The following is a 22,869-nucleotide window of genomic DNA, read 5'->3' as shown; positions in this document are numbered from 1 at the left end:
TTTAGGCTTCCCCGGAGTCGATCCATCGCCGTTCGAAGGGAACCTGATCATGCCCCGCCCCCTGCGGGTAGCCATTGTCGGAGCCGGCCCCGCCGGGATCTACGCCGCCGACGCGCTGCTCAAGTCCGCCGCGGCCGCCGACCCGGGTGTCTCCATCGACCTCTTCGAACGCATGCCCGCCCCGTTCGGCCTGATCCGCTACGGCGTCGCCCCGGACCACCCCCGCATCAAGGGCATCGTCACCGCCCTGCACCAGGTCCTCGACAAGCCCCAGATCCGCCTCTTCGGCAACGTCGACTACCCCACCGACATCAGCCTGGACGACCTGCGCGCCTTCTACGACGCGGTGATCTTCTCCACCGGCGCCACCGCCGACCGCGAGATGGCGATCCCCGGCATCGACCTCGACGGCTCCTACGGCGCCGCCGACTTCGTCTCCTGGTACGACGGCCACCCCGACGTACCCCGCACCTGGCCGCTGGACGCCCAGAAGGTCGCCGTCCTGGGCGTCGGCAACGTCGCCCTCGACGTGGCCCGCATCCTGGCCAAGACCGCCGACGAGCTCCTCCCCACCGAGATCCCCGCCAACGTCTACGACGGCCTGAAGGCCAACAAGGCACTGGAGATCCACGTCTTCGGCCGGCGCGGCCCCGCACAGGCCAAGTTCTCCCCGATGGAACTGCGCGAACTCGACCACTCCCCCACCATCGAGGTCATCGTCGACCCCGAGGACATCGACTACGACGACGGCTCGATCGCGACCCGGCGCGGCAACAAGCAGGCCGACATGGTCGCCAAGACGCTGGAGAACTGGGCCATCCGCGACGTCGGCGAGCGCCCGCACAAACTCTTCCTGCACTTCTTCGAATCCCCCACCGAGATCCTCGGCCAGGACGGCAAGGTCGTCGGCCTGCGCACCGAGCGCACCGCCCTCGACGGAACCGGCAACGTCACAGGCACCGGCGAATTCAAGGACTGGGACGTCAGCGCGGTCTACCGCGCCGTCGGCTACCTCTCCGACAGACTGCCGAAGCTGCCGTGGGACCTCGACTCCGGCACGGTCCCCGACGAGGGCGGCCGCGTCATCGAGGAGTCCGGCGAGCACCTGCAGTCCACGTACGTCACGGGCTGGATCCGGCGCGGCCCGGTCGGCCTGATCGGCCACACCAAGGGCGACGCCAACGAGACGGTCTCCAACCTGCTGGCCGACCACGCGGACGGCCGCCTGCACACACCCCTCTCGCCCGAGCCCGAAGCCGTGGACGCCCTCCTCGCCGAGCGCGAGGTCCGCTTCACCACCTGGCAGGGCTGGCACCGGCTGAACGCCGCCGAGAAGGCACTGGGCGAGCCCCAGGGCCGCGAACGCGTGAAGATCGTCGAACGCGAGGACATGCTGCGCGAGAGCGGGGCGTAGTCACGAGGTAAGCATGTGAGGAGGGGCTCGGCGGACGTCCGCCGAGCCCCTCTCCGCATGCCTCCCGCCGGGGGCCGCCGACGACGGCGAGGGCCGCGGTCAGGAGCAGCGCCGCACGGCGCGCACAGGGCCAGGGCCGAGAGCCGGCTGGGACCAGGGACACGAGGCGGTCCGGCGCGGTCGACCGCGGTCAGCCGTCGTCGCGGGGGTGCGTCTCGATCACCCGGCCGTGCACATCCGCCTTCAGGTACGCGCTGCCGTAGTCGTCGGACAGATAGACGCTCATCGTGGGTTCGGTCTCGAAGACCGTCGAGGCCGGGTTGATCAGCAGGTAGCGGCTCGTCGGCTTCGGGACGCCGAGGGTGCGGCCGGCCCGGGCGAGCAGCGCGGACACGGCGTCCCAGTCGTAGAGGCGCAGGTCGACCGGGAGCGTGCCGGTCATGACGGTGCCGCCCGGCCCGTCCTTCACCGCGACGTCCCCGCCCCGGTACGTGTAGCGGTCGTAGAGCTTGGGACGGCCGTGGACCGGGGCCTCGGCGATGGCGTACTCCTCGTACACCGCGAGGCTGGTGACCTTCGACCCGCCCATGGCCGCGGTGAGCTTCGCGACGGTGCGTTCGACGCCGTCACCGCCGAGCAGGTCGACCTTGTCCGCGGAGGCCCCGCCGGAAGCGGAACCGGATCCGGACCCGGCCGTCTGCCGGCCGGCCGGCGCCGCGGAGGCGCTCGACGACACGGCGACGCCCGGCGCGGGCGAGGCTCCGCCCTCGTCGCTCCCGTCCGGGAGGAGGCTCGGGAGCAGCGCCCACACCAGGACGCCCGTGAGGGCGGCGGCGGCGAAGGCCCCGGTCAGGACGGCGACGCGCGGCCGGGGCGGCCGGGGGGCGGGACCGGTGCGCGGCAGGGCGGGCGTGGCATCGCCGAACGCGGGCGGGGCGAGGTGGTACGAGGTCGGCGCGGCGGGCGGCGGCGACGGCGCGGGCTCGGGCGGCGCCTGCCCGGCTGCGGCCGCGAGCATCCGGTCGACCTCCGCCGCGTCGGGCCGGACCCGCGGGTCCCGGACGAGCAGCGCGCCGAGGACGGCGGTCAGCGGCCCGGCCCTGCGGGGCGCGGGCACGTCCTCGCCGAGCACGGCGGCCAGCGTGGCGAGCGTGCTCGCCCTGCGCAGCGGATGGCTGCCCTCCACGGCGACGTACAGCATCATGGCCAGCGACCAGAGGTCGGCGGCAGGCCCGCCCTCCTTGCCGCCGACTCGTTCCGGCGCCATGAAGTCGGGCGAGCCGATGACGGCGCCGGTCACGGTGAGACCCGCGGACTCCCGGACGGCGGCGATGCCGAAGTCGGTGAGCACGGGCCGCCCGTCGGGGCGCAGCAGCACGTTGGCGGGCTTCACGTCACGGTGCTCGATGCCGACGGCGTGCGCGGCGCGCAGCGCCGCCAGCACCTCGCGCCCCAGGCGCGCGGCCTCGGCCGGAGGCATCGGGCCCCGTTGCAGCCGGTCCTGGAGCGAGCCCCCTTCGACCAGCTCCATCACGATCCACGGATACGTGCGCTCGCCGCCGTCGACGATGTGATGGATGGTCACGACGTTCGGGTGATGGACGCGCGCCAGCGCACGGGCCTCCCGCAGGACGCGCTCGCGCAGCGTGCGCGCGCCCTCGGGGTCGTACTCGGCCAGGTCCGGGTCGGGCGGCCGGACCTCCTTCACCGCCACGTCCCGGTGCAGCGCGAGATCGTGCGCGCGCCACACCAGACCCATGCCTCCGCCGCCGAGCCGCTCGACCAGCTCGAAGCGGCCGTCGACGACCCGTCTGTGGGGTTCCCCTGTGCTCATGGGGGGAGCTTAGGGGCAGCGGCCGACAGACCGTGCGCCCGTCCGGGGAGCGCCGCGCGAATGGGTCCGCGGAGCGACGGGCATGCTGTGAGCGAGGTCACTTCCGGCGAGCCGTACCGGACCGCGCCGGCAGCGTCCCGGGACCGCACTCCCGTCCCCCGTCCCCCCTCGCTTCCCTCGCTCCGCTCCCTCCTCTCTGCCCTCTCTGTCCTCTCCTCTGGCCCCTCGCCATCCCCACGAAGGACGTGCGCTTTGACTCTCATGCACCCTGACGCTCCGTCGTCGCGACGCCCGGGCCGCTGCTGGACCATCCGCGTGGTCGGGCACCGGGACCGCACGGCGTCGGTCACCTGCTCGTCGCCGTGCTCGATGCCGCCGCGCTCCCGCGACCTCGCGGCCCTGCGCCGCTTCGCCGAGGCCCACGCGGCCGCGCACGCCAGAGCGGCGGCGGTGCACCACGACGCCGCCTGCTGGTGCCGCCGTCAGCGGTGCGCGCTGCACGAGAGCGCCCGGGTCGCCTGCGCGGGCACGGTCGTCCTCGTTCTGCGGCACGACCCGGCGGTCGGTCAGGTGTGGACCCTCACCGAAGTCTGCTCCGCCTGCGCCTCGTTGCTGCCGCATGCGCGTGTGCTGAGCCGGGCGCTGCCGCCGCCGGACCGCGCCTCCGAGACGGAGCCGGACGCCCGGGCGGGCAGCGGGCCGGGCCAGGCCGCGGGCCGCGGCGCAGGCCCGTACGAGGGGGCGGGTGCGGGCCGGGAGGCCGTCGGCCGTCCCGCGGCGTCCGCGACGGCGGCACCGTCCGTGGGGCCGCCGCGCCTGGTCCCCGGCGGGTTCAGCGCGCCCGCGTCAGGCACGGGGCCGGAGCGGACCGGCGGCCGTCGGCGCGGGCTCGGCGGCCGGCGCGGACGCTGAAACGGAGGGCGGCGGGGTGTGACCCGGCCGCCCGCCGCACCGCCGCGGGCCGCCCGCCACCCGGCACCCGGCAGTACTGTTCCCGGACCGTGGCGGGGCTCGTTCAGGGTCGGTGGCGCGCTTCGTTCACGGCCGGTGGCGGGACTGCGGCGGGATACGGACCGGCAGCGCGCCGGGCGTCCGGCCCCCGGGCGGCCGCACGGGGGGCTCGCCGCCGCCCCCCGGGGGCCGTTCGTCGGTGGACCGGGTCGCCATGAGCGCGCCGATGCGTGCGCCGCTGCGCCGCCCCTCCAGATGCAGGCGCCCGACGTTGACGCGGTCGCCGGCGAGCAGCGTCAGGACGGCGGCCGGACCGGCCGGGTAGGTCGCGAGACATCCTCCGGCCCCGCGCACCAGCAGTTCGCAGAACTCGCCGCTGGCCGAGAGGTCGACCATGCGGCGTCCCACTCCCAGAGCGGCGGCGGTGAGCGCGGCCAGCCCTTCCGGCTGCACGTCGGGCATGTCCTGGGCGAGGACGAGGCCGTCGGTGCTCGCCGCCAGTGCCCCTGTCAGGTGCGGCACGCGGGCACGCAGCCGGTGGAGTTCGTTCAGAACCTCGGTCTCGACGGCCATGACCGGTGTCCCTTCGGCGCGTTGTCGACTGATACGGATCAAGTGCGGTGCGACGCGGGGTGGTTCAGGTTCTGCTGAGGCTACGGAAGGCGGCGGCCGAAAGCGATGGGTTCGGCATTTTCCGCTGGCATGCCCCGACCGTCGCCGCAGCGAACGGACTGCCGCCGACGGCAGGGAGCAGGCAGGCAGGGAGCGGGCAGGCAGGGAGGAGCGCGCGAAGGGCCGGGGGCGAGGGTGCGGCTCCCGGGAAGAGGGGGCGCGGAAGGGCGGGGTCGTCGCGCCGCCCGGCCGACGGCGGTCTCCTGCCGCGGCGGACGGCGGCCTCGGCGGCGAACCGGTCGTGCTCGTGCGCGCCCGCGCGCAATCCTTCTGCGCGCCCGCGCGCGACCTGCCCAGGGGGCGCGCGGACAGGGCTCGCCCCTACGCGGATGGTGGGCGGGCCCTGTCCACAGGATCCGATTCTGCGGTCCCGGGGCCCTGCGGGCCCATGGGTGCGGGGACCTCGGCCGAGGTGCGCGGCGCACTCCCCGTTCGCCCGCCGCACACCCGGCGCGCGGTCGCCCGGGATTCCGCACGCGTGACGCGTCTCGCGCTGGGGAAGGCGCACCCCCGACAGGGGCGGCGCGGGCGCCCGCGCCGCCGACCCCCGCCCGCTTGATCGCGCACGCCCCGCGGCGAGCGATACTGGCCTTCGCACCTCGCCGCCATGTCGTCGCCCGCCCTCATGAATGGAGTCACGCACATCTCCGCGACCGTTCCGCCCACGACTCCGTCCACGGTGTGGCAGTCCCGTGGCCGCCACACCGGCCCGACCGCGCCCGACGTCCTGCGCAAGAACCTCCAGGCGCGCAAGGACGCCGAGACCCTCGAGGACTTCAAGGAGCTGACCGACGTCGGCACCCCCGAGGGGGAGCTGGCCTTCGAGGCCCGGTGGCAGGTGGACGAGGAGGTGACCGTCCGCGCCCGGCTCACCCTCGCCGAGTGGTCGGGACGGGGGCAGGAGTGGACGCTGACGGCGGAGGCGGAACGCCCGTGGGACCTGCGCTGGCCGTCGCCCGCCGCCATGTTCTGGCCGTGGGAGTCGGACGCCCTGTGGGGGCACGAGACCGTCACCGGCGAGCGCTACCTCGACGTCAACCCGCTGCCCGCGGACGACAAGGACCTGCGGCGCACGCTGCGCAACGCCCTGCGGGACACCTGGACGGTGCATCTCGTCGTCCACGAGGCGATGACGCCCGACGAACGGGGCCGGCGCTCGCTGGTCCCCCTGCTCCCGCCCGGTCTGCAGCACCGGGTCGTCGAGCACCGGGCGGCCCCGCACCAGCTGCGCACCCTGAACTGGGCCCTCAAGGAGTCCGGGGTGGAGGTGCCGCGCGGCGGCGCTCTGGTGCTGCCCGGCTCCCCGGCCCCGGCCGACTACGACGCCGCCGACTTCTCGGTGCGCACCGTGTTCCTGGACGGCACGCACCCCACCGAGCTGCTGGACGCCGTCCAGCGCTTCGCCGCGCTGCCCCGGCCCCTGCCGGAGGGCGCCGACACGGCGCTCACGGCGCTGCGGGAGCAGTGGCAGCTGCTGACCCTGGAGGAGGAGCTCGCCCGGGAACGCGGGCTCGTGGCGATGTACAAGGAGGCGCTGGAGGCGATGACGCAGTCCCGGGACCTGTACCGGGAGGCGGCCGAGCACGCCCATGAGGCGCTGGCCGCGTACCGGGAGGCGGCCGCCGAGGTCGGGGAGCCGCGGCCGGCGCCCGCCCGGCGCGCCGGCTCGCCCTTCCAGCAGCTGGGCCGCACCCTGGAGCGCTTCAAGGAGTCGACCAAGGGCCTGCGCCCGGTGCCGGCGGCGTCCGCCGCCGCTCCCGCGGAGCCGGCCGAGCCGGGCGGGGCCCTCCCCGACGGCGAGGACGGCGGCTCCGGGGCGAGCACGCGGTAGGAGTCTCCGGGCGTCCCGGGCCGATCGCCCCCTCAGGGGGTGTGCGCCGACCGAAAGCCGAAGTCGCCCGGGACGCCGTCCGCACGTGTCAGGCGCTCCGGTGTGGATACGCGGTCCCCACGGCACACGCACCGCACCGGAAGGGACCTGGACATGGGCACCGAGCACGGCCCCCGGTCATCGCCCCACCGTTCCGACACGACGCTGCGCGTCAACGGCAAGCCGCACACCCTCTCCGTCGACCATCGGCGCGTCCTGCTGGACCTGCTGCGGGAGGATCTCGACCTCACCGGGGCGAAGAAGGGCTGCGACCACGGACAGTGCGGGGCCTGCACGGTCCTCGTCGACGGCCGGCGCGTCAACAGCTGCCTGCTCCTCGCCGTCACCCTGGACGGCTGTGACGTGACGACCGTCGAGGGCCTCTCCGGTGACGGCGAGGGCCCGCATCCGCTGCAGCGGGCCTTCCTGGAGCGCGACGCCTTCCAGTGCGGTTACTGCACGCCCGGACAGATCTGCTCGGCGGTCGGCGTGCTCGCCGAGGCGGAGGCGGGCCACCCGTCGCACGTCACGGACCCGTCGGCGCCGTCCGGGCGGCCGGTCCCTCTGGACCGCGACGAGATCCGCGAGCGGCTCAGCGGCAACCTGTGCCGGTGCGGGGCGTACCCCCGCATCGTCGACGCGGTCGAGGACGTGAACGGAACCGGCCACAACCCGAGGACGTGATCCGGTGGAATCTTTCGCCTACGTACGGGCCGACAGCCTCGCGGAGGCCGCCGAGGCCTTCGCCGCGCATCCGGGCGCCCGCTATCTGGGCGGCGGCACCAACCTCGTCGACCTGATGAAGCTCGGCGTGGAACGCCCCACCGCCCTCGTCGACGTCACCCGGCTCCCGCTCGACCGGGTGACCGAGCTGCCGGACGGCTCGCTGCGGATCGGGGCCCTGGTGCGCAACAGCGACCTGGCGGCCCATCCGCGTGTCCGCGACGGCTGGCCGGCCCTGTCGCAGGCGGTGCTGGCGGGCGCGTCGGGCCAGTTGCGCAACGCCGCCACCACCGGCGGCAACCTGTTGCAGCGCACCCGCTGCCCGTATTTCCAGGACGTCTCCAAGCCCTGCAACAAACGGCGGCCGGGCAGCGGCTGCGGCGCCCGCGAGGGCGTCCACCGCGACCACGCGGTGCTCGGGGCCTCCGAGCAGTGCATCGCCGCCCATCCGTCGGACATGGCCGTGGCCCTGGCCGCGCTGGACGCCGAGGTCGAGCTGTACGGCACGGCGGGGGTGCGCCGGGTGGCGGCGGCGGACTTCCACCGGCTGCCCGGCGCGCATCCGGAGCGGGACACCGTGATCGAGCCCGGCGAGCTGGTCACCGCCGTCCTCCTGCCCGCCGCCTCGGCCGGGGCGCCCTCCGCGTACCGCAAGGCCCGCGACCGGGCCTCGTACGCCTTCGCGCTGGCCTCCGTCGCCGCCGTGCTGGAGGTCGCCGACGGTGTCGTCGCACACGTCGGGATCGCCTTCGGGGCGCTGGCGCACCGGCCCTGGCGGGCGCGGCTGGCCGAGGAGGCGCTGCTGGGCGCGGCTCCCACCCGGGCCGCGTTCGAACGGGCCGCCGACCTGGAGCTGGCCGCGGCCCGTCCGCTGCGCGACAACGCCTACAAAGTCCCGCTCGCCCGCAACCTGGCCGTCGACGTCCTGTCGCGGCTCGTGCCCGACCAGGAGGACTCATGACCGCCCTGGGCGCCCCCGCCGAGCGGCTCGAAGGCCCGGAGAAGGTCACCGGCGCCGCCCGCTACGCCGCCGAACATCCCCTTGCCGGGCGGCTGTTCGCCCGTCCGGTGCCGGCGACGGTGGCGCGCGGCCGGGTGACCGGCGTCGACGTCTCGGCGGCGCTGGCGCTGCCCGGCGTCGTCGCGGTCCTGATGCCCGACGACGCGCCCCGCCTGGCCGAGCCCGGCGACCCCACGCTCACCGTGCTGCAGAACCCCGACGTGCCGCACCGGGGCTGGTTCGTCGCCCTGGTGGTGGCCGACAGCCCGGAGGCGGCACGGGCCGGGGCCGACGCGGTGCACGTCGAGTACGCGGAGGAGTCCCACGACGTCACGCTCCGCGCCGGGCACCCGCGGGCGTACGTCCCCGAGGAGCTCAACGGCACGTATCCGGGCGAGCGCCGGCAGGGCGACGCCGAGGGCGCCTTCGCCGCCGCGGCCGTCCGGGTCGACGTCGGTTACCGGGTGCCGCCCCTGCACAACCACCCGATGGAGCCGCACGCCAGCACCGCGCACTGGGACGGCGAGCGGCTCACCGTCCACACCTCCAGCCAGGGCACCACGGCCGTCCGCACCACGCTCGCCCGGATGTTCGGGCTTGCGGAGGAGCGGATCACGGTCGTCGCCGAGCACGTCGGCGGCGGCTTCGGCTCCAAGGGCACCCCCCGGCCGGACGTGGTGCTCGCCACGATGGCCTCGTGGCACACCGGACGCCCGGTCACCGTGGTGCTGCCCCGGCGGATGATGCCCACCTCCGTCGGCCACCGGGCGCCCACCCTGCACCGGCTGCGGCTGGGCGCGGACCGTGACGGCCGGCTGACGTCCCTCACGCACGACGTGACCACGCACACGTCACGCATCAAGGAGTTCGTCGAGTACGCGGCCGTCCCGGCCAGGGTCATGTACGCCGCCCCGAACCAGCACACCGTGCACCGTGTCGTCCGCCTCGACGTCCCGACGCCGTCGTGGATGCGCGCCCCCGGCGAGGCGCCCGGCATGTACGCCCTGGAGTCGGCGATGGACGAACTGGCCGACGCGCTGGGCATGGACCCCGTCGAGGTGCGGATCCGCAACGAGCCGGACGCCGAGCCCGACAGCGGCAAGCCGTTCAGCAGCCGCCATCTCGTCGAGTGCCTGCGCGAGGGCGCCCGCAGGTTCGGCTGGGAGGGCCGCGCCCCCGTGCCCCGGGCCCGGGCCGACGGGCCGTGGCTGCTCGGGACGGGCGTGGCCGCCGCCACCTACCCCGTGCAGGTGTATCCGTCGGCCGCGGCGGCGCAGGCGCTGCCGGACGGTTCGTTCCTCGTCGAGGTGAACGCCGCCGACATCGGCACCGGCGCCCGCACGGTGCTGGCGCAGATCGCGGCGGACGCCCTGGACGTGCCCCTGGAACGGGTGCGGATCCGGGTGGGCAGCAGCGATCTGCCGGCGGCTCCGCTGGCGGGCGGCTCCTCGGGCACCGCCTCCTGGGGCTGGGCCGTCCACGAGGCCTGCGGACGGCTCGCCGCCCGACTCGCCGCGCACCGGGGCCCGTTGCCCGAACAGGGGCTGCGGGAGCGCGCCGACACCGAGGGGACGGCCGACGCCGAGAGCGCCTTCGCGCGGCACGCGTTCGGCGCGCACTTCGCCAAGGTCGCCGTGGACTCGGTGACGGGCGAGGTGCGGGTGCGCCGGCTGCTCGGGGTGTACGCGGCGGGGCGCGTCCTCAACCCCCGCACCGCACGCTCCCAGTTCGTCGGCGCGATGACGATGGGCCTGGGCATGGCGCTGACCGAGGGCAGCACCATGGACGCCGCGTTCGGCGACTTCCCCGAGGCGGACCTCGCCGGCTACCACGTGCCCGCGCACGCCGACGTGCCCGACATCGAGGCGCACTGGATCGACGAACACGACCCCCACCTCAACCCCGTGGGCGGCAAGGGGATCGGCGAGATCGGCATCGTGGGCACGGCGGCGGCCGTCGGCAACGCCGTGCACCACGCCACGGGCGTGCGCTTGCGCGAACTGCCGCTGACGCCCGACCGCGTGCTGACCGGCCTGCTGGAGACCGGCCGACCCGGCCCCGACCGACCCGGTCCGGGCTGACCCGGTCCCCCCGGCCGACCGCCGCGCCGGCCCCGGATCGACGAGGAACGCCGGTCCCGGGTCCGGCACGAACCCGTCCCGGCCTGCGACCGGACCAGCAGCAGGGCCCCCGTTACCCGGGCCGCCCGGCGCACTGCGCCACTCGGGCGCGCCACCCGGGTGAGACGCGTCCGATGCGGTAATCCCGCGGGAAGCGGGAATCCGGGTACCGAAAGCGGGGAAATCGACAGACAGGGACCACGCACCAGGGTCCGGACAGAGCAGGACAAAGAGAGCAGACGCCGCGCGACGGACCATCGGGAGGGCCCGTGGATGCGCCAACCACGCTCGTCGTCGTCGCGGCGCTGGCCGCCGCGGCCCTGTTCGCCGTGGCCGCCACGGTGCTGGTGCGCCTGGTGCGCGCCCGACGCGGTCTGAGACGAGCAGGACTGCCCACCGGCCCGCGCTGGGTCTTCTGGGGGGCGGTCCTGTACTTCGTGCTGCCCACCGACATCCTGCCGGACCCCGTCTACCTCGACGACATCGGCGTCCTCCTGCTGGCCCTGCGCACCATGCGCCGCGCACCCGGGAACAGCCCCGAGCAGCTCCCCGACTGACCGCTCCGGAAGACGTTTTCACCCCAGCTCGACCCGATCTCCCCTGCTCCACGCCCTGCTCGGCGCCCAACTCCCCGATGATCACGGAGAGTAGGGAAACCAACCCCCCGTTCGATTCGTATAAGTGACTGAAGGTCGCACCTATCCAGCACCGCGCAGCGGGCCCGAGTGACGTCGCACAGCGGCACCGCTTGATCGAAGCAGTACCGACGAGGGAGAGACGATGAAACCGTTCACGCTCAACTACGCGCGCCCTGCCGCGGAGTTGGAGTTCGCCACTCCGTACGCCTACGATCACGGACTGCAGTTGAACGTACTCCTCGACGGTCGGGTCGCCGCGCGCGACCACGCCCTCCTGAGAGAACTGGGGACGACGACCTCTACGGCGGGCTCCAAGACCCACTTCGACGACTGAACACGGGCCGACGACATGACCGTGCTCATTCTCACCTGTGAAGAGGACGTCACGGCGGACATGGTGGTCGTGCACCTGAACGCCGCCGGCGTCCCGGTCGTCCGGTTCGACCCGGCCGACCTGACCCATTCCGTCGCCCTGTCCGGCGAGTTCGTGCACGGGGCCTTCCGCGGCCACCTGTCGTCCGCCGGCCGGCTGGTGAGCCTCGACGGGCTCAGGTCGGTGTGGGTGCGCCGTCCCGGCGTCCCCGCCGCTCGGGCGCCCGAGCCGTCGGCATGGCTCACGGAGGAGTCCTCACAGGCGCTCTACGGCATGCTCCGCGGTACCGGAGCACGCTGGATGAACCACCCGGACGCGGCCCTGCGCGCCCGGCACAAGCCGTGGCAGCTCCGGCTCGCGCAGCGCTGCGGCCTGCCCGTGCCGGCCACGCTCATCACCACGTTCCCGCAGGCGGCGCGCGAGTTCGCGGACCGCTACCCGGATCTGGTGGTCAAGCCGGTCTCCGGGGCGCACCCGCAGGATCCGCCCCGCGCGGTGCCCACCACCCGGGTGCCGCCGGGCGCGGACTTCGCCGCCGTGGCCTACGGTCCGACGCTGCTGCAGCGGCGGGTCGCCAAGCGGGCCGACATACGGCTGACCGCGGTCGGCGACCGCCTGCTGGCCGCCCGCAAGGAGACGGTCCCCGGCGGCGACCCCGACGTGGTGGACGTGCGCTTCTCGCCGTCGACCACGCCCTGGCGTCCCGCCGAGGTCCCGCCGCGGCTCGCCGAGGCCGTGCGCAGGTATCTGCTGGAAGCGGAACTGGCCTACGGGGCCTTCGACTTCGCGGAGGACGCCGACGGAACGTGGTGGTTCCTGGAGTGCAACCAGTCGGGGCAGTTCGGCTTCGTGGAGGTGGACACCGGCCAGCCGATCGCCCGCACCATCGCGGAATGGCTGGCCGGTCCGCCCCCGGAGCCGGGCGTCCGGCACGCCGACCGGTGCGGCTCCGCCACGTCGTGACGTGCCCGGGCGCGGCGGTGGCTCGAAAAGGAGCACCGCCGCGCCCGGGAGCCGGCGCCTCGCCGTCCTCACACCGCCTCACACCGCCTCACACCGCCAGCGACAGTCCGTTCTCGGCGTGCCCGGCATGCTCCGCGTCTGTCGCGGGCGTCGGCGCCGCCGACTCCAGCAGGGCGTCCGCCGCGGCGACCGCCTGGCGGACGTCGGGCGTGCCCATCAGCACGCACAAGGTGTACGTCACGTCCTGAAGCTCACGAGCCGCCTGCGGCGTCTCCCTCTCCGCCTGAGCGATCCTCAGCGTCGCGTAGCGGGTCAGCAACGTCCTGGCGACCTTCGGGTCCGGAACGATCACGAGCACCCCTCTCTCCTCTTTGCGCTGCGAGTGCCCGGACCTGGGCGATTCATGCGTGTCGGGCGTCCATCCCTCCCGCGGGGGTCTCCATCCGGCCATGACCGCTCACGCGACCCGCCCGCTGTGCGGGTCCGTGTACGCGCCGCTGACGGGCGTTCTCCGCGTCCGTTCGTCCCCGACCGCGTCCCGGCAGGCATCAGCCGTCCGATTCGGAGCACCCGGGATCCTGTCGCCTGCCGAGGAGAGAAGCCGTGCTCTGGGTCGCCGTGCTGCTGCTGCCGCTGATGTCCGTTCTGCTGGCCTTCATGGACCGGGTGGAGCAACGCCTGCTCGCCCCGGTCGCGGTCAAGCGCCGCCACGCCGGCCGCCGACGGCACCTGCGTCTGATACCGGGCGGCGCCACGCAGACCGGGGCGGCCGTGGCGACGGGCACGATGACGGGCGCGGCGGACGAGGTCCGGGCGGCCTGAGGGCCGGCCGGGATGTACTCGCCGCTCCCGGTGTGCGAGGCTCGCCCGGGGACGCCAGTTCGGCCACGGCAGGGAGAGTCAGCGGTATGCGCATCGGTCTGCTCGGCACCGGCCCCTGGGCCGGCCTGGTCCACGCCCCCGTCCTCGAAGCCCACGAGGGGCTCGACTTCGTCGGCGTCTGGGGTCGTCGGCCGCAGGCCGCCGAGGAGCTGGCCGACCGCCACCGCACCCGGGCCTACGACGACGTCGACGCCCTGCTCGCGGACGTGGACGCGGTGGCCGTCGCCCTGCCGCCCGACGTCCAGGCGCGCCTCGCGGTGCGGGCCGCCGGAGCCGGCCGACATCTTCTGCTGGACAAACCCGTCGCCGCGTCCGTGACGGGGGCGCGGGCCGTGGAACGGGCCGTACGGGAGGCCAGGGTGGCCTCCGTCGTCTTCTTCACCACCCGGTTCATGACCGCGCCCCGTGCCTGGATCGCCGAACAGGCGGACGCCGGAGGGTGGTTCACGGCGCACGCCCAGTGGCTGGGGGACGTCTTCCACGAGGAGAGCGACAGCCCGTTCGCCACGCCCTGGCGCGGGGAGAAGGGCGCCCTGTGGGACGTGGGCCCGCATGCGTTGTCCGTGCTGCTGCCGGTGCTCGGCGACGTCCGTCGGGTGGCGGCCGCGGCCCATGGCCCCGGCGACACCGTCCATGCGGTGCTGGACCACGCGAACGGTGTCTCCAGCACGCTGACGCTCAGCCTGACGGCCCCGCCCGCGGCGGCCGGAGCGAGCCTCGAGCTCCGCGGCACGGCGGGGGTGACCCGGCTCCCGGAGGGCGGCGCGGACGCCGCCGACGCCCTCACCCGGGCCGCGGACGAGCTGCTCGCCGCGGCCCGCGACGGCCGCCCCCACCCCTGCGACGCCGCGTTCGGCCTGCGCGTCACGGAGGTGCTGGCCGACGTCGAGGCCCTGCTGGACGAGGGAGCACGCCGGCTCGGCGCTCCCGGCGCCCGCCGGGACTGACGGGCATCTCGGCATGCGCCCACCCGCGCCGGGGTGGAGCGTGGGGGTGTGGGACGACTGGACGGGGACCGGCGGGGCTGGCTGCGGGGCGCGCCGCCGCCGCGCTGGGTGCGGGCGCTGCCGCTCGCGCTGGCGGCGGGCGTCTGCGTCGCCACGCTGATCAGTCCCGACCCGCTGGACATCGGCTTCCTGCTGGGCGCGATCCCGCCGCTGGCGGTGCTGTCGTACGGGCCCGCGGTCACCGCGGTGCTGGGCGTGGCCGTCGTCGTGATGCTCAACGTGCCCGCGTTCCAGCTCGACCGGCCGGGGCAGACCGATGTGCTCACGGTGTCGTTCGTGGCGCTTCTGAGCGTGTTCGTGGCGTTCGTGCGCCACCGGCGCGACCAGCAACTGGACACCGAGCGCACCATCGCCGAGGCGGCCCAGCGCGCCGTGGCGCCGCCGGTGCCCGAGCGGGTCGGGCGGGTGCGGTGCGCGGGCCTGTACCGGGCGGCGCAGCGCGGGACGCTGGTGGGCGGCGACTTCTTCGACGTGCGCGAGAGCGCCCGCGGGGTGCGGGCGGTGCTGGGGGACGTGCAGGGGCACGGGCTGGCGGCGGTGGCGACGGTGTCCTCGCTGCTCGGGGCGTTCCGGGAGGCGGTGCTCGACCAGCCGGACCTGGAGTCGGTGGCGGCCCGCCTGGACCGCAGGCTCGTGGTGGACTCGGCGCGGGTGGCGCACGCCGAGCTGTTCGCGACGGCCGTCCTGGTGGAGTTCACGCCGGGCGCGGACGCCGTGCGCGTCGTCGCGTGCGGGCATCCGCCGCCCGTGCTGCTGCGCGACGGCGCCGCCGCCGAGGTGGTCGTGGCGCCGTGGACGCCGCTCGGGCTCGGTCTGCCGGGCGCCCGGCTCACCGCCGCGGTCCTCCCGCTGCGCCCCGGCGACCGCCTCTTCCTCGCCTCCGACGGCGTCTCGGAGGCCAGGGACGCCGCGGGCGTGTTCTATCCCCTGCTGGACCGGCTGCCCGCGCTCGCCGCCGGCGCCGACGCGGCGACGACGGCCGACCGGGTGTGGGCGGACGTCCTGCGCCACGCCTCCGCGGTCCGCGACGACGTCACGATGCTCGTCCTGGCCCCGGAGACCGCGGCGGACCGCCCCGGGGACCGCTGAGGGTCTCGGCGTCGCCCTCGGCGTCGATGTGCGGCAGGATCCGGTCCAGCCACCGCGGCGTCCACCAGGCGTGCGAGCCCAGCAGCGTCATGACGGCGGGCACCATGAGCAGCCGGACCACGGTGGCGTCGATCAGCACGCTGACGGCGAGGCCCAGGCCCAGCATCTTGACGACGATGTTGTCGCTGATGATGAACGCCGAGAACACGCTCACCATGATCAGGGCCGCGCAGGTGATGACCCGGGCGGTGATCTCCAGGGCGTGGGCGACGGAGTCCTTGGCGTCGCCGGTGCGCAGCCACGCCTCGTGGACGCGGGAGAGCAGGAAGATCTCGTAGTCCATGCTGAGGCCGAAGATGATCGCGAACATCATCATCGGCACATAGCTCTCGATGGGCACGTCGCCGTTGACGCCCAGCGCGGGCCCGCCCCAGCCCCACTGGAAGACGGCGACGACGACGCCGTAGGAGGCGGTGATGGACAGGACGTTGAGGACGGCGGCCTTGACGGCGACGAGGAGGCCGCGGAAGACGGCGAGGATGATCAGGAAGGCGAGGCCGACGACCACGCAGATGATCAGCGGGAGCCGGCTGGCGACGATGTCGCGGAAGTCGACCTGGGCGGCCGTGGTGCCGGTGACATAGCCCTTGGCGTCGTAGCCGGAGACCGCGTCGGGGAGGGTCGTGTCCTTGAGCCGGTTCACCAGGCCGGTGGTGGTGGCGTCCTGCGGGGCCTGGACCGAGTAGACGGTGCCGATCAGCACGTCGCCGTCCTGAGTGGGCGTGAGCGGGGTGACGGTGGCCGCGTGGGGCACGGCGTTCAGCGTCTTCTGCGCCTGGGACTGCAGGTCGGAGCGTTTGTCGGTGGGGACGGACGTCTGGTCGATGACGACGGTGAGCGGGCCGTTGGAGCCGGGGCCGAAGGCGTCGGTCATCAGGTCGTAGGCCCGCCGGTCGGTGAAGGAGGTCGGGTCGGCTCCGTCGCCGATGTGGCCGAGCTGGATGGAGAAGACGGGGATGGCGAGGATCGCGATGACGGCGACGCCGCCGGCGAGGTACTGCCAGGGCCTGCGTTCGACCCGCTTGGCGTAACGGTGCCAGGTGCCGTGCGGGGTGGCGCCCGGTTCGGCGTCGGTCTCGGCGACGGGCCTGCGCACGTGCCAGCGGTCGATGTGGTGTCCGATGAGCCCGAGCAGGGCCGGAACGAGGGTGAGCGCCGCGGCGACGGCGGAGACGACGGTGACGGCGGCGGCGATGCCGAGTTTGCCGATGAAGGACACCCCGGAGGCGTACAGGCCGAGCAGCGCGATGATCACGGTGGTGCCGGAGACGAGGACGGCGCGGCCGCTGGTGGCGGTGGCGTGTCCGGCCGCCTCGGCGGGATCGGCGCCGTCGACCAGGTTCTGCCGGTGCCTGGTGATGAGGAACAGGGCGTAGTCGATCCCGACACCGAGGCCGATCATGGTGGCGAGGGTCGGCGAGACGGTCGCGAAGGTGAATGCGGCGGCCAGCAGCCCGAGGACGGCGAGGCCCGCGACGACCCCGATCAGTGCGGTGATCAGGGGCAGGCCGGCGGCGATGACACTGCCGAAGCCGATGAGCAGGACGACGATCGCGACCGCGAAGCCGATGGCCTCGCTGATCCGGTCGTTGGCCTTCGGGCGGGCCAGTTCGCCGAGCGAGCCGCCGTACTCGACGTCGGCGCCGGCCGCGCGCAGCGGCTGGACGGCCTGGTCGACGCCGTTCAGGTACGCGTCGCCGAGGGTGTTGGGCTGCTGGTCGAAGCGGATGGTGATGTAGCCCGTCTTGCCGTCGCCCGACACCGGGCCGACCTTGGTCGGGCTCTGCGTGAGCGGGTTCTGCACCGACAGGACGTGAGGCAGCTTCTGCAGGTCGCCGACCGTGGTGGACATCTGCGCGCTCAGCGCGCTCAGGGCCTTCTGGTCGTCGCGCATGACGATCTGCGCGCTGTATCCGCCGGCCTGCGGGTCGTGCTCCTTGAGGACGTCCAGGCCCTTTTGGGACTGGGTGTCCGAGAGCGCGAAGTTGTCCTCGAAGGTGCCGCCGACGGCGCGGTCGATGACCTGGAGCGCGACCAGGGCGACCAGCCAGGCGATGATGACGAACAGGAAGTGACGGGCGCACCAGGCGCCGAGTCTGCGCAGTCCCCCCCGTCGGGGTTTCCCGGCAGCGGTGGGTTCCATGAGCTGGGCCTTCCTGCCGTACGGCGATGCCGCCGCACAGTGGTTGGGACGCCCCGACACAGCCCATTACACCCCAGCGCGATCATCGCGGCATCTCGGCCGCGGTGATCGCGATTGCAGGGTGCGGCTCCAGGATGAATGGTGTTAGTACATTCCTTCGGACGCGAGGAGCCGACATCATGCCGACGTCACAGCCGGGCGCCGCCCGACCCTCCCCGGACGACCGCGTCACCCCGGACGATCTGCTCCACACCCGCACCGGCACCGACGTCTCCGCGGAGGACATGGTCCTCGCCACGGGACGCGACCTGAATCCGCGCACGCTCGCGTGGGCGCGGCGCAAGCTCGCCGAGGAGGGACCCGGCGCGATCGAGAAGCTGCTGCCTTAGTCGCCTCCGCCCTTTCCCCGACACCCCCCGCCCTGCCAGACTGCGGAGGGTGCCCGACTTCGACATGCTCGTCATCGGATCAGGTCCCGGCGGCCAGAAGGCCGCCATAGCCGCGGCCAAACTAGGCCGCCGGGTGGCCGTCGTCGACCGCCCCGACATGGTCGGCGGGGTCTCCCTCCACACCGGAACCATCCCCTCCAAGACGTTGCGCGAGGCGGTGCTCTATCTCACCGGCCTCACCCAGCGAGACCTGTACGGACAGAGCTACCGCCTCAAGGAGAACATCACCGTCGCCGACCTGACCGCCCGCACCCAGCACGTGGTCGGGCGCGAGACCGACGTCATCCGCAGCCAGTTGACCCGCAACCACGTCGCCCTGTTCGCCGGCACCGGCCGGTTCGTCGACGACCACACGATCGCCCTGCGCGAGGTGACCGGCCAGGAGCAGCTGATCAGCGCCGAGCACATCGTGATCGCCACCGGGACCCGGCCGGCGCGGCCGGACAGCGTGGAGTTCGACGGGCGGACCATCCTCGACTCCGACAACGTCCTGACCATCGAGCGGGTTCCGCAGTCGATGGTGATCGTGGGCGCCGGCGTGATCGGGATGGAGTACGCCAGCATGTTCGCCGCGCTGGGCAGCAAGGTGACGGTGGTGGAGAAGCGGGCCGGGATGCTCGACATGTGCGACGTCGAGGTCGTCGAGTCGCTCAAGTACCACCTGCGCGACCTGGCGGTGGCCTTCCGCTTCGGGGAGACCGTGGCCGCCGTGGAACGGCATCCGCGAGGCACGCTGACCGTCCTGGAGAGCGGCAAGAAGATCCCGGCGGACGCGGTGATGTACTCGGCGGGCCGCCAGGGCCTGACCGACGAACTCGACCTCGGCAAGGCCGGGCTGACGGCCGACCGGCGCGGGCGCATCGAGGTCGACGAGCACTACCGCACGCCGGTCGGGCACATCTACGCCGTCGGTGACGTCATCGGCTTCCCCGCGCTCGCGGCGACGGCCATGGAGCAGGGCCGCGCCGCCGCCTACCACGCCTGCGGAGAGCCCGTCGGGCAGATGCACCACCTCCAGCCGATCGGGATCTACACCATCCCGGAGATCAGCTTCGTGGGGCGCACGGAGGATCAGCTCACCGAGGAACGGGTGCCGTTCGAGGTGGGCGTGGCCCGCTACCGCGAACTGGCCCGCGGGCAGATCATCGGCGACGCGCACGGCATGCTCAAGCTGCTGGTATCCCCCGAGGACCGCACCCTGCTGGGCGTGCACTGCTTCGGCAGCGGGGCGACCGAGCTGATCCACATCGGGCAGTCCGTGATGGGCTGCGGCGGCACCGTGGACTATCTGGTGGACGCGGTGTTCAACTACCCGACGCTCGCGGAGTCGTACAAGGTCGCCGCCCTCGACGCCACCAACCGGCTACGGCAGTTGGACCGGATCGGGGACTGACGGTCGCGGGCGGCGCGCCGCGGGACGCTCACTCCTCGACGATGTGGACGGCGGCCTCCTCGGCGCCCGCGGCTCCGCCGTCCACGCCCACGTCCCGGGCGATCTCCTCCTTGACGGCGTCCGGATGGGCGCCCTCGTCGGGGGCGACGAGCCGGCCCGCACGCCGGTCGCCGGCCTCGGGGTCGAGAGGCTCGCCCTCGCCGCCGGGAAGGTCCCCGACGCCGTCGCCGGCCGGCTCGGAGGTGTCCGGGACCTCCTGGGCGAGCCGCTGGTCCAGGCTCTCGCCCTCGTGCTGCTCGGCCGCGGTGGTGCCGTACTTGGTCACGCCGAGCGGCCTCTCCGGCGGGGAGTAGCCCTCGTCCAGGGTGTCGTCGTAGGTGCGTTCGTCGAGGGCGTCCTGGAGGTCGAGCGGTGCGCCGTCCTCCTGCTCCTCGTTGGATCCGGTGGGCTGGTAGACGTCGTCGCCCATCGCCTCGGACTCCGTGCCCATGGTGCCTCCTCGCCTGGTCGCGCTGCTGTCTTCCCCGTCCGCGTTTCCCGTGCGGCCCGCTCCAATCGCGACACATGTCACCTGCGCAGAAGGGGTCGCACATTACCCAGCCGTTCAATCTTGAAAGCTCAATCTTTAGGGCTATAGTCACTCGCACACTCGGTGTGACCGTCCGTCGACGCAGTGCTCGGACGGCGCCCTCGCGCTTTTCTCCGCCGACGTCTTTCGAGGCCATCCCTCCCGGACCGCGGCGGCGCTCCACCCCCCACCCCCCTACGCCGCGGGGCTTTCCCCGACCCGGGCGGCGTGCACGAAGGAAAGCAGCGCAACGATGAGCGACAGCATCGGAAGAGGGCTCCAGGCGAACGTGCTGGGCACCTTCGACACGGTGGTGATGGCGGTCGCGGGCAGCGCCCCGGCGTACTCCATCGCGGCCACGACGGCGGTTCTGGCGGGCGCCGTGGGCCTGGCGGGGCCGGCGGCGCTGCTGTACTGCGCGATACCGATGCTGGGCATCGCCCTGGCGTTCAGCAGGCTCAGCAGGATCGACGTGAACGCGGGGGCCAGTTACTCCTGGGTGGGGCGCACGCTCCACCCCTTCCTGGGCTTCATCAGCGGCTGGGCGCTGGTCGTCTCGGCGACCGTCTTCATGGTGGCGGGGTCGCTGCCGGCCGGGTCGATGACGCTCGCCCTGTTCGACGACGGCCTCGCCGACGACACCGCGCTGTCCACCGTCGTCGGCGCCGCCTGGTTCCTGGTCATGCTGGCCGTGGTGCTGGGCGGGGCCCGGCTCACGGTGCGCGCCCAGCTGATCATGTCGGGCGTGGAACTGGCGATCCTGGCGCTGTTCGCGGTGCTCGCGCTCCTCCACACGGACAACTCGCTGCCCTTCGACTGGTCCTGGCTCGGCTTCGGCCACTTCCACGGGGTGTCCGGCTTCGCGTCCGGGGCGCTGGTCGCGGCGTTCTACTACTGGGGCTGGGACGTGACCAGCAACCTCAGCGAGGAGACGCGCGACAGCCGCCGCACGACCGGTCTCGCCGGACTGGTCGGCGTCGGCGTCGTCTTCCTGCTCTTCGAGGTCTTCACCATCGCGGTCGACGTCGTCCTCAGTTCGCAGCAGATCGAGGACAGCGGCGCGAACGTGCTGGCGGCGCTGGGCCAGGAGGTGTGGCCGGGCTGGGGCGGCAAGCTGCTGATCGTGGCGGTGATGCTGTCGACCGTGGCCACCCTGGAGACGACGCTCATCCAGGTCACCCGCTCGCTCTTCGCGATGGGCCGCGACCGTACGATGCCCTCCGCGCTGGGCCGGGTGCACCGCACCTGGAACACGCCCTGGGTGGCGATCACGGTGGTGGGCGGGGTGGCGCTGGCGCTGTTCGTCGCCTCCAACCTGCTGGGCTCGGTGGGCGACATCCTCGCCGACGCGATCTCGGCGATCGGGCTGCAGATCGCTGTCTACTACGGTCTGGCGGGCCTGGCGGCCGTCGTCGCCTACCGCAGAACGCTGCTGACGTCCCTGTCCGACTTCGTCCTCGGCGGGCTGTGGCCGCTGTTCGGCGCGCTGTTCATGTTCTGGGTCTTCGCCGAGTCGCTGGGTGAACTGGCCCCGGCGGCCGTCGCCATCGGCATCGGCGGGCTCGCGGTGGGACTGGCGCCGATGCTCTGGTACTGGCGGCGCGGCAGCGACTACTACCGGCCCGCCCGGCTCGACGCCTCACTGACCGTCCGGACCGACTACGTGCCCGACGGCCGCCCCGTCGCCCACCCCCACGACGGTCTCCCCACCGACTTCTGAGAGGGGACGTGATGGCGCGGGACCGTTTCGCCCCCGACTTCGACCCCGACTGCGGGGACGCCGCTCTCTCCTCGGTCCGGCACGACATCGTCATCGGCCGCTGGCAGGGGCTGCGGGACCTGCTGCGCTCGACCGGCCCCGACCGTCTGGCCCGAGGTCACCGGGTGCGGATGCTGGCGCAGGCCTGCGCGAGCAGTTCGACCGTGGAGACGTGGCTCGCCGCCGAGCCGCACAGCGCCGACGCGCTGGTGCTGCGGGCGGCCACCGAGACGGCCCGGGCGTTCAACCTGGCGATCGCCGCGGGCCGGGGCGTGCCGATCGAGCAGCATCGCGTCGACGGCGCGGTGCTGGCCTGTCTGGCCGCGGCCGACGCCTGCCCCGACGACCCGACGCCGTGGACCTCGCTGATCTCGGTGGCCCGCCTCTACCCTTCCGGTGTGCGTAGGCAGGAACTGGCGCGCTGGTGGGACGAGTTGCACCGGCGGGACCCCTACAGCATGGAGGGTCACCTCCAGGTGCTGCACTACTACTCCGCCCGCTGGCACGGCTCGCACGGCCTGATGTATGACTTCGCCCGGGACGCGGCGGGCGTGGCCCCGCCGGGCTGCGCGCTGCCGGTGCTGGTGCAGTACGCGCGGGTCGAGGAGTTCCGCCACGCCCTGGACAGCACGTCGGGCCGCTCCGCCTCGGTGGGCCTCGGCCAGCACTGGAACAACGACGGCGCGGTCAGCGACGTCCGCCGCACCTGGGACCGCTGGATCATGGGCCGCCGGGACGACGCCGTCGCCCCGGGCGAGCTGCGCGACGTCAACCACCTCGCGCACGCCGCGTGTTCGGCGGGCGCAGCGGACGTGGCGGCGCAGCTCCTGGGGATCCTCGGCCGTCGGGCGACGCGCACTCCCTGGTCGTGCACCGGCGATCCCGCGCAGCAGATCGCCAGATGGCGCAAGGAGTGGAGCGTGCGCGACTGAACCCGCCCGGCCGGGCAGGGCCGGGGACC

General features: G+C 73.8%; 21 protein-coding genes. 16 read left to right on the top strand and 5 right to left on the bottom strand.

All coding sequences use genetic code 11. The annotated features are described in order from the left end of the window. Positions 1-49: 49 nt before the first annotated feature. Positions 50-1,414 (top strand): FAD-dependent oxidoreductase, encoded by a 1,365-nt coding sequence (locus Sri02f_RS26315; protein ID WP_109003784.1) that lies wholly within the window; start codon positions 50-52, stop codon positions 1,412-1,414. Between the two features lie 190 nt (positions 1,415-1,604). Here the strand turns inward: Sri02f_RS26315 and Sri02f_RS26310 are convergent, their stop codons facing one another. Further along, a complete protein-coding gene (locus Sri02f_RS26310; RefSeq protein ID WP_109003783.1) occupies positions 1,605-3,248 on the bottom strand; it encodes a serine/threonine-protein kinase in 1,644 nt (547 codons plus the stop codon). A gap of 261 nt (positions 3,249-3,509) precedes the next feature. On the opposite strand from Sri02f_RS26310, the gene Sri02f_RS43675 reads away from it, so the two are divergent. Beyond that, positions 3,510-4,160 (top strand): hypothetical protein, encoded by a 651-nt coding sequence (locus Sri02f_RS43675; protein ID WP_109003782.1) that lies wholly within the window; start codon positions 3,510-3,512, stop codon positions 4,158-4,160. A 126-nt stretch (positions 4,161-4,286) separates the two neighbouring features. Here Sri02f_RS43675 and Sri02f_RS26300 read toward each other — a convergent pair whose 3' ends face one another. Next, positions 4,287-4,772 (bottom strand): roadblock/LC7 domain-containing protein, encoded by a 486-nt coding sequence (locus Sri02f_RS26300; RefSeq protein WP_109003781.1) that lies wholly within the window; start codon positions 4,770-4,772, stop codon positions 4,287-4,289. A 724-nt stretch (positions 4,773-5,496) separates the two neighbouring features. Between Sri02f_RS26300 and Sri02f_RS26295 the strand changes: the two genes are divergently transcribed. The 7 genes from Sri02f_RS26295 to tgmB all read left to right on the top strand — a co-directional run bounded on the left by Sri02f_RS26295 (position 5,497) and on the right by tgmB (position 12,558). After that, positions 5,497-6,702 carry a hypothetical protein gene (locus tag Sri02f_RS26295; protein ID WP_109003804.1) on the top strand — a complete coding sequence of 402 codons (1,206 nt, stop codon included), beginning with the start codon at positions 5,497-5,499 and terminating at the stop codon, positions 6,700-6,702. A 153-nt stretch (positions 6,703-6,855) separates the two neighbouring features. After that, positions 6,856-7,425 (top strand): (2Fe-2S)-binding protein, encoded by a 570-nt coding sequence (locus Sri02f_RS26290; RefSeq protein WP_109003780.1) that lies wholly within the window; start codon positions 6,856-6,858, stop codon positions 7,423-7,425. A 4-nt stretch (positions 7,426-7,429) separates the two neighbouring features. Then, positions 7,430-8,425: an FAD binding domain-containing protein gene (locus tag Sri02f_RS26285; RefSeq protein ID WP_109003779.1), complete on the top strand. Its 996-nt coding sequence runs from the start codon at positions 7,430-7,432 to the stop codon at positions 8,423-8,425. Further along, positions 8,422-10,545 carry a xanthine dehydrogenase family protein molybdopterin-binding subunit gene (locus Sri02f_RS26280; protein WP_109003778.1) on the top strand — a complete coding sequence of 708 codons (2,124 nt, stop codon included), beginning with the start codon at positions 8,422-8,424 and terminating at the stop codon, positions 10,543-10,545. The genes Sri02f_RS26285 and Sri02f_RS26280 overlap by 4 nt, the downstream gene beginning before the upstream one ends. A 308-nt stretch (positions 10,546-10,853) precedes the next feature. Continuing rightward, the gene (locus Sri02f_RS26275) at positions 10,854-11,141 is read left to right on the top strand and encodes a DUF1232 domain-containing protein (protein WP_109003777.1); all 288 of its coding nucleotides are present in this window, start codon (positions 10,854-10,856) and stop codon (positions 11,139-11,141) included. A gap of 223 nt (positions 11,142-11,364) precedes the next feature. Then, positions 11,365-11,556: a putative ATP-grasp-modified RiPP gene (gene tgmA / locus Sri02f_RS26270; RefSeq protein ID WP_109003776.1), complete on the top strand. Its 192-nt coding sequence runs from the start codon at positions 11,365-11,367 to the stop codon at positions 11,554-11,556. 15 nt (positions 11,557-11,571) lie between these two features. Then, entirely contained in the window at positions 11,572-12,558 is a 987-nt protein-coding gene (tgmB, locus tag Sri02f_RS26265; RefSeq protein ID WP_109003775.1) for an ATP-grasp ribosomal peptide maturase, read from the top strand. Positions 12,559-12,646: 88 nt separating this feature from the next. Here tgmB and Sri02f_RS26260 read toward each other — a convergent pair whose 3' ends face one another. Next, positions 12,647-12,910, bottom strand: coding sequence for a DUF5133 domain-containing protein (locus Sri02f_RS26260; protein WP_109003803.1), 264 nt, complete (start codon positions 12,908-12,910; stop codon positions 12,647-12,649). Between the two features lie 251 nt (positions 12,911-13,161). Here Sri02f_RS26260 and Sri02f_RS26255 point away from each other — a divergent pair, with 251 nt between their 5' ends. From Sri02f_RS26255 to Sri02f_RS26245, 3 genes are all read left to right on the top strand, one after another. Then, on the top strand, positions 13,162-13,380 hold the full coding sequence (locus Sri02f_RS26255; RefSeq protein WP_109003774.1) for a hypothetical protein: 219 nt from the start codon (positions 13,162-13,164) through the stop codon (positions 13,378-13,380). An 86-nt stretch (positions 13,381-13,466) separates the two neighbouring features. Then, complete coding sequence (locus Sri02f_RS26250; RefSeq protein WP_109003773.1) at positions 13,467-14,387, top strand: Gfo/Idh/MocA family protein; 921 nt, start codon at positions 13,467-13,469, stop codon at positions 14,385-14,387. A 48-nt stretch (positions 14,388-14,435) separates the two neighbouring features. Beyond that, the gene (locus Sri02f_RS26245; RefSeq protein WP_109003772.1) at positions 14,436-15,536 is read left to right on the top strand and encodes a PP2C family protein-serine/threonine phosphatase; all 1,101 of its coding nucleotides are present in this window, start codon (positions 14,436-14,438) and stop codon (positions 15,534-15,536) included. Here the strand turns inward: Sri02f_RS26245 and Sri02f_RS26240 are convergent. Further along, entirely contained in the window at positions 15,481-17,739 is a 2,259-nt protein-coding gene (locus Sri02f_RS26240; RefSeq protein ID WP_109003771.1) for an MMPL family transporter, read from the bottom strand. The genes Sri02f_RS26245 and Sri02f_RS26240 overlap by 56 nt on opposite strands. Before the next feature lie 179 nt (positions 17,740-17,918). On the opposite strand from Sri02f_RS26240, the gene Sri02f_RS26235 reads away from it, so the two are divergent. Next, positions 17,919-18,128 carry a hypothetical protein gene (locus Sri02f_RS26235; protein ID WP_109003770.1) on the top strand — a complete coding sequence of 70 codons (210 nt, stop codon included), beginning with the start codon at positions 17,919-17,921 and terminating at the stop codon, positions 18,126-18,128. A 49-nt stretch (positions 18,129-18,177) separates the two neighbouring features. Next, entirely contained in the window at positions 18,178-19,581 is a 1,404-nt protein-coding gene (gene sthA, locus Sri02f_RS26230) for a Si-specific NAD(P)(+) transhydrogenase (RefSeq protein ID WP_109003769.1), read from the top strand. 28 nt (positions 19,582-19,609) lie between these two features. Here sthA and Sri02f_RS26225 read toward each other — a convergent pair whose 3' ends face one another. Next, positions 19,610-20,071 carry a DUF5709 domain-containing protein gene (locus tag Sri02f_RS26225; protein WP_109003768.1) on the bottom strand — a complete coding sequence of 154 codons (462 nt, stop codon included), beginning with the start codon at positions 20,069-20,071 and terminating at the stop codon, positions 19,610-19,612. 331 nt (positions 20,072-20,402) lie between these two features. On the opposite strand from Sri02f_RS26225, the gene Sri02f_RS26220 reads away from it, so the two are divergent. Then, positions 20,403-21,869 (top strand): APC family permease, encoded by a 1,467-nt coding sequence (locus Sri02f_RS26220; RefSeq protein ID WP_109003767.1) that lies wholly within the window; start codon positions 20,403-20,405, stop codon positions 21,867-21,869. Between the two features lie 11 nt (positions 21,870-21,880). Continuing rightward, the gene (locus tag Sri02f_RS26215) at positions 21,881-22,840 is read left to right on the top strand and encodes a hypothetical protein (RefSeq protein WP_109003766.1); all 960 of its coding nucleotides are present in this window, start codon (positions 21,881-21,883) and stop codon (positions 22,838-22,840) included. Positions 22,841-22,869: the final 29 nt, after the last annotated feature.

Origin of the sequence: Streptomyces rishiriensis, assembly GCF_003112535.1 — a bacterium.
In the GTDB taxonomy this organism is placed as follows: domain Bacteria; phylum Actinomycetota; class Actinomycetes; order Streptomycetales; family Streptomycetaceae; genus Streptomyces; species Streptomyces rishiriensis.
The sequence above is the reverse complement of the archived record's forward strand: the minus strand, read 5'-3'. Positions and strand labels throughout refer to the sequence as shown.

Coding starts and splice junctions, on each gene's coding strand:
- Sri02f_RS26235 (WP_109003770.1), top strand. CDS start 17,919: ATGCCGACGTCACAGCCGGGCGCCGCCCGACCCTCCCCGGACGACCGC.
- Sri02f_RS26290 (WP_109003780.1), top strand. CDS start 6,856: ATGGGCACCGAGCACGGCCCCCGGTCATCGCCCCACCGTTCCGACACG.
- Sri02f_RS26220 (WP_109003767.1), top strand. CDS start 20,403: ATGAGCGACAGCATCGGAAGAGGGCTCCAGGCGAACGTGCTGGGCACC.
- tgmA (WP_109003776.1), top strand. CDS start 11,365: ATGAAACCGTTCACGCTCAACTACGCGCGCCCTGCCGCGGAGTTGGAG.
- Sri02f_RS26280 (WP_109003778.1), top strand. CDS start 8,422: ATGACCGCCCTGGGCGCCCCCGCCGAGCGGCTCGAAGGCCCGGAGAAG.
- Sri02f_RS26225 (WP_109003768.1), bottom strand. CDS start 20,071: ATGGGCACGGAGTCCGAGGCGATGGGCGACGACGTCTACCAGCCCACC.
- Sri02f_RS26315 (WP_109003784.1), top strand. CDS start 50: ATGCCCCGCCCCCTGCGGGTAGCCATTGTCGGAGCCGGCCCCGCCGGG.
- Sri02f_RS26295 (WP_109003804.1), top strand. CDS start 5,497: ATGAATGGAGTCACGCACATCTCCGCGACCGTTCCGCCCACGACTCCG.
- Sri02f_RS26215 (WP_109003766.1), top strand. CDS start 21,881: ATGGCGCGGGACCGTTTCGCCCCCGACTTCGACCCCGACTGCGGGGAC.
- tgmB (WP_109003775.1), top strand. CDS start 11,572: ATGACCGTGCTCATTCTCACCTGTGAAGAGGACGTCACGGCGGACATG.
- Sri02f_RS26240 (WP_109003771.1), bottom strand. CDS start 17,739: ATGGAACCCACCGCTGCCGGGAAACCCCGACGGGGGGGACTGCGCAGA.
- Sri02f_RS26310 (WP_109003783.1), bottom strand. CDS start 3,248: ATGAGCACAGGGGAACCCCACAGACGGGTCGTCGACGGCCGCTTCGAG.
- Sri02f_RS26250 (WP_109003773.1), top strand. CDS start 13,467: ATGCGCATCGGTCTGCTCGGCACCGGCCCCTGGGCCGGCCTGGTCCAC.
- Sri02f_RS43675 (WP_109003782.1), top strand. CDS start 3,510: ATGCACCCTGACGCTCCGTCGTCGCGACGCCCGGGCCGCTGCTGGACC.
- Sri02f_RS26300 (WP_109003781.1), bottom strand. CDS start 4,772: ATGGCCGTCGAGACCGAGGTTCTGAACGAACTCCACCGGCTGCGTGCC.